Origin of the sequence: Halobacillus sp. A1, from assembly GCF_024189295.1 — a bacterium.
Lineage (GTDB): Bacteria > Bacillota > Bacilli > Bacillales > Halobacillaceae > Halobacillus_A.
The window spans coordinates 91478-107784 of record NZ_JAIZEN010000001.1; the positions used below are offsets into that span (position 1 = coordinate 91478).

The window sequence follows — 16307 nt, forward strand, 5'->3', positions numbered from 1 at the left end:
ATAAGAGCAATAATTTCTGCAGGCACATCAGCCTCTAGTTACTACAGGGTGGGTGAGTATTGTCATTAAATCAAGGGAGACGATTATGAAAAATAATAAAAATTGGCCCAGGTTATTATTTGTGTTTTCTTTGATTATGTTAATGACTTTGGCCGGCTGTAACCAAATTTTCAACAATAACAGCGACACAGAAAATCGTGCAGATGAAAGCAAAGATGAAGAAAATAATAATCAGAATGAAGAGATTGTTGACGAGAACAATGAGGAAGAGGGAGAAATGGAAGAATCTTCACCTGATGCTGTCACAGATTCGATTAAAGAAACGATGACTTCCATGTCCATAGAAGAAAAAATTGGGCAAATGCTAATGTTTGGATTTGAAGGTACCCAAGTTAATGAGGAAACTAGAAAATTAATAGAAGACAATCATATCGGCGGGCTTATTTTATTTAAGAATAACATTACCAGCTCGAAGCAATTAGTTGAATTGAACAATCAAATAAAAGAAATGAACGAGGAACATCATGATATTCCCATTTTTACTTCGGTTGATGAAGAAGGTGGTTTAGTATCAAGAATGCCTCCTGAAATTATAAACTTACCGGACAGTAAAGAGATTGGTGATTCTCAAGATGAGCAGCTTGCCTATCAAGTTGGAGAAGCGATCGGAGAAAGAGTAGGAGCTTTTGGATTCAATATGACGATGGCCCCTGTTTTGGATATCAACAGCAATCCATCCAACCCGGTGATTGGAAAGAGGGCATTTGGGGATAACGAGGAAATGGTTTCGAAGATGGGAATCGAAGAAATGAAAGGTATACAATCCAAAAGCATCATACCTGTAGTAAAGCATTTCCCAGGCCATGGTGATACAGATGTTGATTCTCATCTCGGTCTACCGGTGGTGCACCATGGTTTGGAAAGACTTCGCCAAATGGAATTGGTGCCATTTCAAAATGCGGTTAATCAACAGGCAGATATGACGATGGTTGCGCATATAATGCTACCTGAAATAGACAGTGAATTTCCATCTTCTTTATCAAAAAAAGTGATTACCAACATATTAAGAGAAGAATTGAAGTTTAACGGCGTTGTAATAACCGATGATATGACGATGGGAGCTATTACCGAAAACTATGATATAGGTGAAGCTTCCGTAAGAGCCGTTCTAGCAGGAAATGACATTGTTTTAGTCTGCCACGGCCATGAAAACAAGAAGAGAGCTGTAAGCAGTTTAACAAAAGCAGTTAAAAATGGAACGATAAGTGAAGAAAGAATAGATGAAAGCGTGGAAAGAATTTTACACTTAAAAGAAAAATATAACCTCTCGGATCGTACACTGGATACAGTCGATATAAATGAAATTAATCAATCATCTGAAGAGATAGTAGATGCCCTTCAATGAAAAAAGTGAGTCCAGGTCTTTCTACCCCTCGTTCGAGTAACTGGACCAGAAAGAAAATCATAAATCATCCTCTAAATAATAGAGGATCGTTATAAGTAAAAGGAAGTCATTTCATAGGTTGAAGCTTTGTGAAAGCAGGCAATCAAATGGGAGGTTTATAAATGGATAATAATGATATATTGATCAGATTAAGATATGCCTTGGATATAAAAGATATAGACATGGTAGAAATATTTAAATTAGGCGGCGTCGACGTAACAAAAGAAGATGTGTCAAAAATCTTAACCAAATCAGAGGACACTTACGATGAGGATTATGACGAAGATGAGGCAGTTGAAAATGAAGATCATATAAAGTGCACGAATAGTATGCTGGATTCATTTTTAAATGGCTTCATTACATTCAAAAGGGGACCAAAACCCGGACAGCCGACAAAACCAGACCGTTCAATAAAGAGTCAGTCCAGTGCTAATAATGTTTTGCTGAAAAAAGTCAAAATCGCCTTAACCTTAACGAGTGAGGATATCATAGATATTTTAGAAGAAGCAGGAGTCACGATAACAAAAGGAGAATTGAGCGCCCTTCTGAGAAAAGAAGGACACAAAAATTATAAAGTGTTCGGTGATCAATACGCGAGGAATTTCCTAAAAGGATTAGCCATCAAGTATAGAGGATAAGAAGTAAAAAATACTGTCTCCTTCAAGTTTTTTGAACTTGCGGGAGGCTTTTTTTGTGCTTCCTTAACAAGAAAGAGAACAATGCTAAAAACAGCCACAATCTTACAAACTTCATCGAAGGGATTCAGGTAAATATATAGAATTAGAAGAGTAAGTTAACGAGATGGAGGTCTACGTATGAAAAAATATTTAGCCATAATCGGTTTAGCAGCTTTGATTGGCTGCTCCGAAGATACGAGCGCAAGTGATAGTAATGCAGAGGAAAAACCTTCTCAACAAGAGTTAGAGGAACTACTAAGAGCAGAAGCGGTACCCGTTGAATTTGCTTCTGTAACTAGTGGGGAAGTGGAGCAAGGCGCGGAGGTAATCATCCAAGGATCCGTTTCTGCTTCGGAAGTTTCGAAGGAAGCAGCAGCATTTACGGTAACGACAAAAGAAGAAAGTGGATATGGAACTTATACTGTAGAAAATATGGATGAAGATGCCGAGTATTCAACCGATGATATCGTCGAAGTGTATGGCACATATGTGGGAACAGATGAGGAAGGGACGCCGCTTATTGAAGGGACAATTGTTCAGAGCATAAAATAAGAAACAAATTAAGGCTTTTCATTAGTTGACCAAACTTTTGAGAAGCTTTTTTCTGTTGAAGCGGATGTTTCTTAGTTAATAGAATGTCCTCGTAAATGTTTTATGTATAGGCCTTGTACATATAAACCACGTTTGGCATTTTAAAATAGTAACGATTACTATTTACAAATTGTAATCGTTACGATAGAATAATTACGACATAAAGGAGGAGAGCCAATGTTTAAAAGATATGCAAGTATACTTAGTTTATTTATTGTCATTTTTGCCCTGGCAGCGTGTGGAGGCGAAGAAGAGACGAGCAGTGATGAAAGTGATGAAGCTGAAGGGTCCGGCAAAGATCTGAAGCTTTTTACAACGGTTTATCCACTTCAATTTTTTGCCGAACAAATCGCAGGAGATCAAGCATCTGTAGAATCAATTCTACCGCCTGGATCAGATCCGCATACGTATGAACCAACGACAAAAGAGATGGTGGAAATCGCTGAAGCCGATGCTTTTATTTATAATGGAGCCGGTTTGGAACCTTATGCAGACAAAATCTCCGAATCTATTGAGTCGGATGACATCACGATTTTAGAAGCATCAAAAGGCATCGATTTAGAAGAACATGCTCACGATCATGAGGGAGAGGAAGGCAGTCATGAAGATGAGCATGATCATGAAGCTGACGAAAAAAGTCATGATGATCATGCCGGCCACAATCATGGAGACCAAGATCCTCATGTATGGCTGGACCCTGTCCGTTCGGTTCAGATGGCGGAGCATATTAAAGATACGTTAGTAGAATTGAATCCTGAGCAAGAAGAAGCCTTTAATAAAAACTTTGAAGAGCTGAAAGGGAATCTTGAAAGCTTAGATCAAGAGTTCCACACCCAGCTAGAAAGCTTACCTGAGAATAAAATCATCGTTTCTCATGCTGCTTATGGGTATTGGGAGAAAGCTTACGGGATCGAGCAGATCGCATTATCCGGCTTGAGCCCAACGAACGAGCCTTCGCAGAAAGAAGTGCAAAATATTATTGAAACTTCTGAAAAGCACGGGTTGAAGCATGTGTTTTTTGAACAGAATGTAACACCTAAAGTGGCAGAAGTCGTCAGAAAGGAAATTGACGCAGAGACACTGCGCATACACAACTTATCAGTTTTAACAGAAGAAGATATTAAAAACAACGAAGACTACTTTACACTTATGCAGCACAACTTAGAGCAACTAACAAAAGCCTTATCTGAAGAATCATCATCAGAGGCAGGAAACTCGTCTGAATCAGAAGAGCATGATGAACATGACCATGAGCACGATCATAGTCACGGAGATGATGAAGAATCTCAACAAATTTATGATGGCTATTTTGATGATGACCAGGTCGAGGACCGTCAGCTTACCGATTGGGAGGGAGACTGGCAGTCGGTCTATCCTTACCTTCAGGATGGGACTCTTGATGAAGTGTTTGCTCATAAAGCAGAAAATGATGAAGAAATGACAGCTGAGGAATATGAAGAGTATTATGAAGAAGGATATCAGACAGAGGTTGATCGCATTGTGATTGAAGATGGTGAGGTGACGTTTTTCGAGAATGGCGAAAAACGTTCAGGTGAGTATACCAGCGATGGATACGAAGTCCTCACCTATGATGCAGGAAATAGAGGGGTAAGGTACATTTTTAAACTCAACGAAGATGTAGAAGGACTTCCAGAATACATTCAGTTCAGTGATCATGGTATCTATCCGACTAAAGCGGACCACTATCACCTGTACTGGGGAGACGATCGTGAGGCTTTATTAGAAGAAGTGACTCACTGGCCTACTTACTACCCGTCAGATATGGATGGACACGATATTGCTCATGAAATGATGGCACATTAATAAGGAAGAAGACGAGCATTGTGCTCGTCTTCTTTTTTTAAAAAGCTGGCTCTGTTAAATGTCCGTGTTGATATTCATATGAGCTTCTCCTCTTCTTGAAGACTTAGTTTCGAGACATAGTGAGAGTTGAGGGCTACAGGAAAAGGTTCGCTTTCCGTGGGGCGGGCGTTGAGCCTCCTCGAGCTTCGCTCTCCGGGGTCTCAACTGTCCCGCTCATCCCACAGGAGTCTCGCCGTTTCCTTCCGCCCCCTGCAAAATAAGTATCTCGAAACCGCTTCAAGAAAAAGCAAACGTTGATGTTAGTATAGTGTCTTATGTTAAAAACTTTGATGTAAAGCGCCATATTCTCACCCGACAGGCATCTAGAAGTCCCTCTTTCTTGGTAAAGCGGTTCGTTTCGCACCTCTGAAGGGGGTGGTTGGGAAGCTCGCCAGGTCCCCCACAGGAAAGCGAGCAGCTTCCCAACCACTCCTGATTCTTAATTCAGCAACGAACCCTGACTCTATTATGAACGTGAACATGAGCACTATTTTCTTACATTTACTCTTCAGAAATAAAAAAAGATGCGCTATGGGGCAGCGCATCTTTCAACAATATTATCTTTTATTTACAGAAGCATCATAAATCGTATCAACGGCTTCCTTCAGTGCCTTATCAAAATCTCCTTCAGACTGATTGGCTTGTAAATTAGCTGCCAGCGCACGGGAGAAACTTGCGATCAGACCGTCGTTTTCTTTTAACTTCGCGTTTGCCTCATCACGGGAATATCCACCGGAAAGAGCGACAACACGAAGAACGCGAGGGTGGTCGATCAACTCTTTGTAGGCATTAGCATTTGTTGGAATGGTAAGCTTCAGCATCACGTGCTCATCTTCTGATAAGTTATTGAGTTGTTTTAAAATTTCATCACGCAGGATTTCTTCGCATTTTTCCTTGTTCTCACTATGAATATCGACTTCCGGCTCGATGATCGGAATGATATCAGCAGCGAGAATCTGTTTACCAATTTCGAATTGCTGTTCAACAACTTCCTGAATTCCGCTCTCGTTTGGTTCATGGATCACTGAACGCATTTTCGTACCAAAAATGTTTCGTTCGTTGGCACGGCGGAGCTTGTCATCTAAATCATCAATCGGTTTCATAAGCTGGACACCATTTTTCTGGTCGGCCAGTCCTTTATCAACCTTAAGGAAAGGAACGATGCCTTTGTCAGCAAGATAATCGGCCGTGTATTTGCCTTCAATTTCCCGGTCCATCGTTTGCTCAAAAAGAATCGCTCCGATAATGCGATCGCCATCAAAGGCAGGGGACGTGATGATGCGAGTCCGCATTTGGTGGACAAGATCAAACATTTCATCTTCGCCGGAATAAGAATCTTCCGGAACTCCGTACCCAGCCAGTGCTTTAGGCGTACTTCCGCCGCTTTGATCGAGCGCGGCGATAAATCCCTGGCCGTTTTGAATTTTTTCGAATTGACGATTGTTCATACTTCCACTCCCTTTTCTAATTTAGAATCTATTTATACCCTTCCCGTTATGAGGGAATTTCTAACAAAAAAGTGAGACGATTCCGAAAGCCTCTATTGTGGACATCAATCCTACTTAAGATTTACTATAAAGATAATATTTTACTCAGAAAGGATGAAGGAAATGAAAGTTCTTGTAGTTGGAGCAAATGGGCAAATTGGAAAGCATCTCGTTTCGTTTATTCAGGACCGTGACAACATGAAAGCTAAGGCCATGATTCGTAAGCAGGAGCAAGCCTCCTTTTTTGAAAAACTCGGTGCAGAAACGGCAGTGGTTGATTTAGAAGATGATATCGAAACTATTGCAAAAGCTGCCGAAGGAGTCGATGCCGTTGTATTTACTGCAGGTTCCGGACCGAACACAGGACCGGATAAAACGATTCTCATCGATTTGGATGGAGCGGTAAAAACAATGGAAGCGGCTAAAGCGGCAGGTGTGAAGCGCTTTGTCATGATTTCCTCATTTGATACGCGTCGTGAAGCGATTTTGGCTGCTAATTCATCCTTTGCACCTTATGTTGCAGCTAAGCATTATGCTGATGAGCGTTTGCAGGCAACGGACTTGGATTATACGATTATCCATCCCGGTAAGTTAACTAATGACAGAGGAACCGGTCAGGTTGAAGCGGCAATAGAAGTGGAAAGAGGAGAAATTCCGCGTGAGGATGTAGCCTCTGTAATCGTCGCCACTTTGGAAAATGATTCAACGATCAGCAAGGAATATCAAGTCGTAGGCGGTACAAATCCTATTCAGGAAGCTGTTAAATCCATTTAACTATAAAGAAGACAACTTTCCTGCGGGTGAGTTGTCTTTTTGCATCTTTAAAGTTCTTCACATGATTTTTAACCTTCTACTTATACTAACTAACGGTAGGAGGATTTTCGTATGAAATTTGTGATAATGTCTTTATGTTTGCTTGCAGCTCAGCCTTTTATTCAACAAGATGATTTATCCATCATCGATGACGGGGAAGAGGTTCAACGTGTTAATCGAGAGAACTTTGAAGCAGGGTTTCTCGGAAAGCCATTTGTAGATCAAGATAAAATACAGCAGCTTATAGAACAGCTGGAACCAGAAGTAAGCCAAGAACCTGTAAATGCAAAAATACGTGATTCAGGAGAAATCATCCCTGGAGAAATCGGATATAAATTATATCGTGAAAAATTCTTAGAAAAATTTCACCAGTATTTATATGGGACAGAGGCGGAAGCCATGCATGTGCCTAAGATCGCCATATCTCCTAAAGTAGACGTTGAACTGCTCGCCAATATACGGACAAAGCAGATTGGCCATTATGTGACTTATTTTAATTCGAACAATAAAGAAAGATCCCATAATATTCGTCTAGCTTCAAAAGCAATTGACAGTCATGTAGTATTTCCAGGAGAAGTTTTTTCATTTAATCAGGTAGTGGGTAAAAGAACAAAGGAAAAAGGGTATAAGGATGCCCCCGTGATTGTGAAGGGAGAAGTGACTGAAGGAATTGGCGGCGGCATATGTCAGGTTTCTTCTACGTTGTTTAACTCCGTAGCTAACGCTGGTGTAAAAGTGATGGAACGCTATTCGCATAGTAAACGTGTACCTTATGTACCTTCAGGAAGGGATGCTACGGTGAGCTGGTATGGTCCAGATTTTACTTTTAAAAATCAGTATAATCAGCCGATATTAATTCGTTCAAATGTTTACGGAGGACAGATGAGTATTACGATCTATTCTTCTGACGTTATTAATTTTGACCCGAAGGATATTCCGGATGCCAGTAAGAAGCTGCCTGAGGAAAAGAATACAAGCACCATTAGTCAACCGATAATACGATAAATAGCTGTTTATAAAAGCATTTGAATCATCAGGTAACCCCAGACCATTAGCCTGGGGTGAAAAACTAGCATTAAATTCTTCTCTTCTCCTGAAGATAGTACAATAGTAGTAATAAGCAAATATCTTTTAGTCGGTTTAAATCTTTCTCTCTTTTACTTTCGGACTGTACCTCATCATTAGCTGATACTTGTAATTCATCAGCAGGCTCCAACTTAACTTCATCTTCCATCGTATTGGCCACTTCAGCAACAATTTGTTCGGTATTAAGACTGTTTTCGTTATTGACTGGTACTTGTAATTCTTCGGCAGACTCCAACTCTTCTCTTTCCGGCGTATTATACACTTCAGCAACGGTTTGTTCGGTATTAAGACTGCTTTCGTTATTGGCTGATACTTGTAATTCTCCGGCAGACTCCAATTCTTCGCTTTCCGGCATATTATACACTTCAGCAACGGTTTGTTCGGTATTAAGACTGCTTTCATCATTAGCTGGTAGTTGTAATTCACCAGCAGACTCCAACTTAACATCATCTTCTATCGTATTGGCCGCTTCTGTAACGATTTGTTCAGGTGTAAGGCAGCTTTCTTTATTTGCTTCTAATCCTGGTTCTACACTGTATTCTTCTGCGTGTTCCACTTGATCCCATACGGAAGAGATATCTTGCACCACCCTATCCCAGGAATAATACTTCTCAGCTAGACTTCGCCCGTACCTTCCCATTTGTGCTCCAATTTCCGGGTTTGAGAGCAGGTAAGATATATGTTTTACAAATTCACCTGTATCTTCCGGGTTTTCTACTATAACCCCATTTTTGTAAGGTTCGATAACTTCTGTATTTCCACCGCGGTTTGTCGTTACGATTGGTAATGCCGCCGCCATAGCTTCATAATGAACGCGGGCGAGGGGCTCTTGCCACTGGGAAGTGCAAACGAAAATATCCGAAGCCGCAAACCATTCTTGAATTTTATCTGGAGATACAAATCCGGTTAATACCACTGGAATAGGGAGTCGTTCAGCTAATGCACGGACATAAGCTATATAATCAGTAACGGCATTGTCACTGAACCATTTACTTCCCATAATGACTAATGCGATATCATCATGCTTCCTGGCTAGTTCTGGAATTGCACGAACGAGTACATCAATTCCTTTGTTGGGAGAAAGTCTACCCGCAAAAAGAATGACTTTCTTACTGGATAAGTTGTGCTCATTCCTTAATCGGTCCCGCATTTCTTTAGCTTGGCTAGAATATGAAGGAGCAAACCGTTCTAAATCAACTCCAGAATAAATCGTTTGCAGTTTTAGAGCAGCTTCTGGAAACAAGTCTCTTATCGTTTTCCCTATATAATTGCTTATTGTTATAATTTTGTCTACGTTTCTTACTGCCGCCGCTCCTTCTTCTCGAGCAATCTTCTCTGCTTTAAACATGTCATTATGCATACTTAAAACAATCTTAGCTTCTGGAGCTAATTCACGTACGGCACTGACCAGCCTTGGTCTGTTAAAAATGTGAATGAGATCATATTGAACAGGAGATGATTTGAGAAATTCAACTATATTTTCTCTATATGGCTCCAGTAACCCGCCTTCTACTCGAGAATAACGTATTCCGTCCCTTATCTCATTGTCAGGTAAATCGACATCACTTCGACTTAAGACAGTAATGTCATGCTGTCGTTTTAATACTGGAAGAGCTCCATCAATATAAGTTTGTATAGCTCCTCCACGAATGGCAGGTACAGGTAATTTTTCTGTACAAATAATTAAAACTTTCACTCAGGTGTACCTCCTTTCCTATCTTGAGCAAGTTCTTCTAACACTGACCATTTTTGTTCCTCCAGCTTAATAATGGATTGAACTTCTAATTCAAGCTCTTCATTTAAAAAGGTGGTAGGAGAATAAACCATATATTTTATATGTTTATAAAATAAATTTGGCAAAGACAAATCGATTAATAACATTTCGAAGACTTCGTCAGAAATAGGGTTGGCTTCATGATAAGCTTGAATCATTTCCCGCATCCAATGAATGTCCCACCGTCCATTTGAATGCATACTTTGATTGATCAGTTTTCTTAAGTCTCGGATAGTAATGTCGTATGAAACCCCATCTAAGTCAATGATCCACACCCCATCCTCTGCCATTTGAGCGTTGGACCATCCATAGTCCTGGTGAACAAGTCCGGCGTCCTTTGTTCCACTCGAGACGATCTCATAATACGGGGAATTTTCTAAACGGTTTATAGCTTCCTGAGCTTGTCGTTGAAACATATCAATAACGGAAAGAATGGTGGCGCTGGCTGGCATTTCACTATATGCTGTCACAATATCCCTGAACCAGTTCATCTTTTTTTCCATTCGCTCATAGGTTCTTGGCCAGCGATGTAAACGTGAAATGATATCAGCGTCGGCTGGTGGTTCATATCCTTTAGTGAGGTTGTGAAATTCTCCAAGTGCGCGGCAAAGCTGTTTTGTGCCTTCTAAATCTTGCGGAAGTTGATGTAATGTCTCTATCCAGTCGGCTACAAACCACAACTTCCCCCCTTTTTCAACGTACTTTTCTCCGTCTCTAGTAGGGATTATAGCTGGCACTCTGGCCTTTTTTTCATGCACCAGATAATCCTGGGCTCCTAAACTGAATTTACTGTGAGAGGGTCTTCGGTGCAACAGCTTCAAACTAAAAGGACCTTTATCTGTATCAATCTTCCAAATGGCTCCTCCGTATTCGGGCTTTATGGCCATTACTGTCATTTTTTCAACAGTAAAGTCGTAATACTTAGCAACTTCAAGTCCAATGTTCTCAATATATTCAGGAACATATAATTCACTTAATGTTTCATCTTCTTCCCATGGTTCTATAATTTGATCGATCATTTTTTCTCACCTCCATAGTAGTATCATTCTATTCAATTGAATGAGAGAAGGTATGGGGGGATGGCTAGAAAATAGGAATAAAAGGATTTCGTAAAAGTGTATCCTCCTCCTTTTTCTATGTTTCAGTTATTCGCCGTTACCTAATTTAATAAAGCTAAATATAGTAATATAGCTCGTTAATTAAGGAGTTTTAAGAAAATGAAGATTTTAATTATTGGAATGGGTTATGTAGGCACGACGATGGGAGCTGCCCTGGCAAATACAGGTCATGAGGTTACTGGATTAGACGTGGATAAGGCAAAGATAGAGTCATTAACAAAAGGAATTCTATATTTTCACGAGCCTGATTTACAAGAGATGCTATCCAAGCAGCTTCAAACCAAAAGGTTATCCTTTACTTCTGATCCAAAAGAAGCTATTAAAGACAATGAAATTATCTTCATTACTGTCGGGACACCCTCCCTTAAAAATGGAAATGCAGATTTAACCTACATTAAACAAGCAGCCGAAATGATCGGAAAATATAAAAACGGCAAAAAAATAGTAGTTGTGAAAAGCACCGTACCTCTAGGGACAACGGAAAATGTGAAACAGTGGATTGAAGTGGCAACTGAAGATCCTTCTCCTTTCGATGTCGTTATGAATCCTGAATTCTTAAGAGAAGGAAGAGCATTACAGGATGCGCTTAACCCTGACCGCGTTGTTCTCGGAAGTCACAGTGACGAAGCTCTTAATACTTTAGAAAAAATTTATTCAAACTTACATTGTCCGTTTATAAGAACAACGCCTGTAGCGGCAGAAATGACTAAATATGCTTCCAATGCTTTTTTAGCTACGAAAATATCCTTCATTAATGAAATAGCAAGACTCTGTGATCAGTTCGGCATCCATGTTCAAGATGTCGCCAAAGGAATGGGGTTGGATGACAGGATTGGGGGCGCCTTTTTAAAGGCTGGTTTAGGGTACGGTGGGTCATGCTTTCCAAAGGATGTAAAAGAACTCCTGTGGACCGCTGATCATAGCGGCTGCCCTCTCCGCATTCTGAAAGAAGTGGAAAGGGTCAATCACGATCAACCACAATACTTTATAGAAAAGGTAATGAAGAAATTTGCTTCTTTAGAAGGTAAGAGGATTGTAATACTCGGATTATCATTTAAACCACATACAGATGACATACGAGAGTCTGTTTCTTTTTCTATTATTAATAAATTATTACAAGAAAAAGCAAATATTATTGTTCATGACCCAATTGTAAAGCTTCCAAATGAATGGGTGAATAAAGGAATTAAACAAATTAACGATCCTTATGAGGCAACAGAGGAGGCTGATCTTATTATCATTTGCACGGATTGGCCACTATATAAAGAAATAGACTGGGCTAAAATAAGTGAATTAGTTAAGGGTCATTATATTTTTGATGGAAGAAATATTTTAGAGGCTGATTGTATAAAGAAATTAGGGTTCAATTATGAGGGAATAGGTTATGACTAAAGTCTGCCTAGAAAGGAGAAAAAAATGAAAGGATTAATTTTGGCGGCTGGGAGAGGTACCAGGCTGCGTCCTTTATCTTACACAAAACCGAAACCACTTTTACCTGTGGCCAATCAACCAGTTATACAATATGGGATTAACCACTTATATAATCTAGGTATTCGTGAAGTGGGGTTAGTCATTCAGCCCGGTCAAACTGATGTGTTTAATGAATATTTACAATTAGAGGATAAAGAAGACTTAGTTCTCCATTATATATATCAACATGAGCAGAAAGGAATTGCACATGCAGTAGGTCAAGCAGAGGAATTTATCGGTCAAGACTCCTTTGTACTGCTATTAGGAGACAATCTATTTGATGAGTCTTTGTTTCCCTTGGAAGAGGCTTTTAATATGAACGATATCCACGCTACTGTTATGGTCACCAAAGTTAATAAACCAAAAGATTACGGGATAGTTGAAGTAAAAAAGAAGAAAATTATAAATGTAGAAGAGAAACCAGCAAAGCCTAAATCCAATTTAGCCATATGCGGTGCTTATATGTTCGATGTCCATATATTTAAAGCCATTCATTCCATCACTCCTTCTGCGCGCGGAGAGTACGAAATTACAGATGCCATACAGTGGCTCATTGATCATAATTATTCTATTAACTACGTGAAAGCGAGTAAACCTACATTCGATGTCGGAACTATGGAAAGGTGGTTGGAGGCCAACCAATGGATATTGAGAAAATATGCTCTTCCAGTGGACAATGACCAAGTGAAAAATTCAGTTATTATACCTCCTGTAAAAATAGGGGAGAATTGTAAAATCAAAAATTCAGTAATAGGACCTTACGTATCTATTGAGCCAAATACGACTATAAAAAAATGCACGATTAAGAATAGCATTATCCTAAAGAACTCACACCTGAAAAATATCCCTTATGAGATTACTGAAAGCATTTTTGGAGAAAATACAAAGCTGATTGGAAAAAAATCAAAAAATCATTTACTCCACGGGCTGTTTAGTGATGATTCTTCTCTAATTTTTTCAGATGTCGACGAAACGAAAAAGGAATCTAATGAATAGATAGTTACACTAGTAGTCCTGCGGCTAAAGAAAGAGGTGCGGGACTATCTTAATGAACAGGAATCCTCCTCATTACATACAGTACAAGAGGAATATTTTCTGGGAATTGAGGTTTAATCTATGATATTAGTAACCGGAGCGGCCGGATTTATAGGGGCTCATCTGGCCAAACGGCTTGTTGAAGATGGGCACGCTGTAATAGGAATTGATAATTTAAATGATTATTACGATGTAACTTTAAAGAAAGACCGGTTGCAGTGGCTGAAGCACAAACTCTTTATTTTTGAAAAAGTCGATCGGGAAAACCGTGATCAATTGAATCATATCTTTAATAAATATCAGCCAACTGTTGTTATTGATTTAGCTGCCCAAGCAGGGGTTCGTTACAGCTTGGTAAATCCTCATGCTTATATAAACTCCAATGTGGCAGGGTTTATGAATATCTTGGAAGCCTGCCGTCACCATCCGGTCAAGCAACTTATATACGCATCATCCAGCTCTGTCTATGGAGCTAATACAAAAATGCCCTTCTCCGTTCACGATAATGTTGATCACCCGGTCAGCCTATATGCCGCGACTAAAAAGGCTGGTGAACTGATGGCTCATACTTACAGCCATTTATATAACATACCTACTACCGGCCTGCGATTTTTCACCGTTTATGGACCCTGGGGACGTCCAGATATGGCGCTTTTTACTTTTACAAAAGCAATTCTCGAAGGAAAAACGATAAAAGTATATAATCATGGCCATATGGAAAGAGATTTCACATATATTGATGACATTGTTGAAGGTATCGTCAGGTTAATTGGGAAAGAGCCTGCACCGAATCTTAAATGGAGTGGGGACTCGCCTGACCCAGGAACAAGCTACGCTCCTTACAAAATCTATAATATTGGCAATAGCCGTCCCGTAAAACTTATGGATTTTATAAATGCCATTGAAGAAAAACTGGGAATTCAAGCGACGAAAGATTTTTTACCATTGCAGGATGGCGATGTCGTTGCCACCTATGCAGATGTCGACGATTTAGTAAGAGATGTAGGTTATAAACCGAACACCTCCATAAAGGAAGGCGTCGGAAAGTTTGTGGATTGGTATAAAGACTATTACGGAGTTTAAGGAGCGGGTAAAACACCCGCTCCTTTTTCGATGGTTCTCAAATGTTACCATTCCAAGAGATTACATATGTCCGTGGTTTTTTAGAGGGGGAGGAGCGGCGGATAAATAATTGTTTAAGAGTACAATTATCTTGTTGCGAAAACGATACACATGTAGTAAACTTCTAATTGTGAAGTATTTCACAATATGTAAACGTTCTAAGCCGGTATTTTTTTGTGGGTATTTGTGAAATTATTCACAATTAATTGGTGAAAATTTTTGAAATTAAAGGGGCAGTTCATCATGATTGTAGAAACATTTAATCCGTTCGATAACTTAGCGATTTCAGCAGCAGTAGCGGCCATTCCTATTTTATTATTTTTATTATGTTTAACTGTTTTAAGAATGAAAGGTATACAAGCTGCATTATTAAACATAGCCGTTACGTTCAGTATTGCTATTATAGTATTTGAATTGCCATTAGGTGAAGCTGTGGGGAGTGTGATCGAGGGACTCATTCAAGGGGTCATGCCTATAGGGTTTATCATTGTGATGGCCGTCTGGTTATACAAAATTTCTATGAAATCAGGAAAATTTGATGTACTACGCGGCAGTATCGCTGGAATTTCTCAAGATCAGCGTATTCAATTATTACTTATTGGATTTTGCTTCAACGCCTTTCTTGAAGGGGCAGCCGGCTTTGGCGTACCTATTGCTATATGTGCTGTAATGTTAGTATCCTTAGGCTTTAAACCTTTGAAGGCTGCTATGCTTTGTTTAGTGGCGAATGGTGCTTCAGGAGCTTTTGGTGCGATTGGTATACCTGTAGGAATTATCGATACGTTCAGCATTGAAGGAGTATCTTCAATGGATGTTTCGGTTATGACTGCACTGACTTTACCAATTATCAACTTTACTATTCCGTTTTTATTAATATGGATCATTGATGGATTTAAAGGAATTAAAGAAGTTTTTCCTGCAATAATAGTGACTTCTGCTACTTATACAGTTTCACAAGCTTTGATTACAGTTTGGGTTGGGCCTGAACTGGCGGATATTATTCCTTCTTTATTAGCAATGGGAGTATTGGCGCTATTTCTTCAAAAGTGGCAGCCGCAGCATATCTTTTTACTTAATGAACAAAAAATTGAACAAGAAAAATACAGTATTGGCTCTATCGTTAAAGCTTGGTCCCCATTTTATCTGCTGACCATTTTCATATTCATATGGAGCTTACCTGCGTTTAAAGGATTATTCGCAGAGGGGGGCTTACTTACAGGGTCGCTTATAAAATTCGGAATACCTGGATCTTCCATTGATATCAGTCTGAATTTAATTGGAGCAACAGGCACAGCTATATTGTTAGCTGGGTTAACTACGATAGCAACAACTAAAGCGATCAACCTTCCTGAAGGGCTCGGTCTCATTAAAAAAACGGTGGTTGAGTTCTGGATTCCTATTGTGATGATCAGCGCAATCATTGGAATTGCTAAACTAATGACTTATGGTGGACTCACTGTGGCTTTAGGAGAGGCCGTAGCCACAACAGGATCAATTTTCCCGCTGCTTTCTCCAATATTAGGATGGATTGGCGTGTTTATGACGGGATCTGTGGTTAATAACAATACGTTATTTGCCCCGATTCAAGCAACTGCAGGAGACATTCTTGGAACAAATTCTGCCCTCTTAATTTCTGCCAACACAGCGGGGGGAGTTATGGCAAAACTAGTATCTCCGCAATCCATCGTTATAGCGACTGCGGCCGTTGGTAAAATCGGGAGTGAAGCTATGCTTACTAAAATGGCTTTAAAATACAGCATTGCTTTATTGATCTTTGTTTGTATTTGGACATTTATCTTATCTTTCTTTTTTTAACTAACATCCGTC

General features: G+C 39.7%; 13 protein-coding genes. 10 read left to right on the forward strand and 3 right to left on the reverse strand.

Features of this window, described 5'->3' with window-relative positions; translation table 11 throughout:
• Positions 1-85: 85 nt before the first annotated feature.
• The 4 genes from nagZ (at position 86) to LF817_RS00540 (ending at position 4536) form a co-directional block, all read left to right on the forward strand.
• On the forward strand, positions 86-1405 hold the full coding sequence (gene nagZ, locus LF817_RS00525) for a beta-N-acetylhexosaminidase (RefSeq protein ID WP_253933801.1): 1320 nt from the start codon (positions 86-88) through the stop codon (positions 1403-1405).
• A 161-nt stretch (positions 1406-1566) separates the two neighbouring features.
• Positions 1567-2082, forward strand: coding sequence for a YehS family protein (locus LF817_RS00530; RefSeq protein ID WP_253933802.1), 516 nt, complete (start codon positions 1567-1569; stop codon positions 2080-2082).
• A gap of 177 nt (positions 2083-2259) precedes the next feature.
• Positions 2260-2673, forward strand: a complete 414-nt coding sequence (locus tag LF817_RS00535; protein ID WP_253933803.1) for a hypothetical protein — start codon at positions 2260-2262, stop codon at positions 2671-2673.
• Between the two features lie 216 nt (positions 2674-2889).
• Positions 2890-4536 carry a metal ABC transporter solute-binding protein, Zn/Mn family gene (locus tag LF817_RS00540; RefSeq protein ID WP_253933804.1) on the forward strand — a complete coding sequence of 549 codons (1647 nt, stop codon included), beginning with the start codon at positions 2890-2892 and terminating at the stop codon, positions 4534-4536.
• Between the two features lie 596 nt (positions 4537-5132).
• On the opposite strand, the gene LF817_RS00545 is transcribed toward LF817_RS00540, so the two are convergent.
• A complete protein-coding gene (locus LF817_RS00545; RefSeq protein WP_253933805.1) occupies positions 5133-6023 on the reverse strand; it encodes a fructose bisphosphate aldolase in 891 nt (296 codons plus the stop codon).
• Between the two features lie 162 nt (positions 6024-6185).
• Here LF817_RS00545 and LF817_RS00550 point away from each other — a divergent pair, with 162 nt between their 5' ends.
• Together LF817_RS00550 and LF817_RS00555 are read left to right on the forward strand one after the other, a co-directional pair.
• Positions 6186-6836 (forward strand): SDR family oxidoreductase, encoded by a 651-nt coding sequence (locus tag LF817_RS00550; protein ID WP_253933806.1) that lies wholly within the window; start codon positions 6186-6188, stop codon positions 6834-6836.
• Positions 6837-6947: 111 nt separating this feature from the next.
• A complete protein-coding gene (locus tag LF817_RS00555) occupies positions 6948-7880 on the forward strand; it encodes a VanW family protein (protein WP_253933807.1) in 933 nt (310 codons plus the stop codon).
• 70 nt (positions 7881-7950) lie between these two features.
• Here LF817_RS00555 and LF817_RS00560 read toward each other — a convergent pair whose 3' ends face one another.
• Together LF817_RS00560 and LF817_RS00565 are read right to left on the reverse strand one after the other, a co-directional pair.
• Positions 7951-9657 carry a glycosyltransferase family 4 protein gene (locus LF817_RS00560; RefSeq protein ID WP_253933808.1) on the reverse strand — a complete coding sequence of 569 codons (1707 nt, stop codon included), beginning with the start codon at positions 9655-9657 and terminating at the stop codon, positions 7951-7953.
• Positions 9654-10754 carry a CotS family spore coat protein gene (locus LF817_RS00565; protein WP_253933809.1) on the reverse strand — a complete coding sequence of 367 codons (1101 nt, stop codon included), beginning with the start codon at positions 10752-10754 and terminating at the stop codon, positions 9654-9656. The genes LF817_RS00560 and LF817_RS00565 overlap by 4 nt, the downstream gene beginning before the upstream one ends.
• A 198-nt stretch (positions 10755-10952) precedes the next feature.
• Here LF817_RS00565 and LF817_RS00570 point away from each other — a divergent pair, with 198 nt between their 5' ends.
• From LF817_RS00570 to LF817_RS00585, 4 genes are all read left to right on the forward strand, one after another.
• Positions 10953-12245, forward strand: coding sequence for a UDP-glucose dehydrogenase family protein (locus tag LF817_RS00570; protein WP_253933810.1), 1293 nt, complete (start codon positions 10953-10955; stop codon positions 12243-12245).
• 24 nt (positions 12246-12269) lie between these two features.
• Positions 12270-13319: a sugar phosphate nucleotidyltransferase gene (locus LF817_RS00575; RefSeq protein ID WP_253933811.1), complete on the forward strand. Its 1050-nt coding sequence runs from the start codon at positions 12270-12272 to the stop codon at positions 13317-13319.
• 120 nt (positions 13320-13439) lie between these two features.
• Complete coding sequence (locus LF817_RS00580; RefSeq protein WP_253933812.1) at positions 13440-14441, forward strand: NAD-dependent epimerase; 1002 nt, start codon at positions 13440-13442, stop codon at positions 14439-14441.
• 282 nt (positions 14442-14723) lie between these two features.
• Positions 14724-16295, forward strand: a complete 1572-nt coding sequence (locus tag LF817_RS00585; protein ID WP_253933813.1) for an L-lactate permease — start codon at positions 14724-14726, stop codon at positions 16293-16295.
• Positions 16296-16307: the final 12 nt, after the last annotated feature.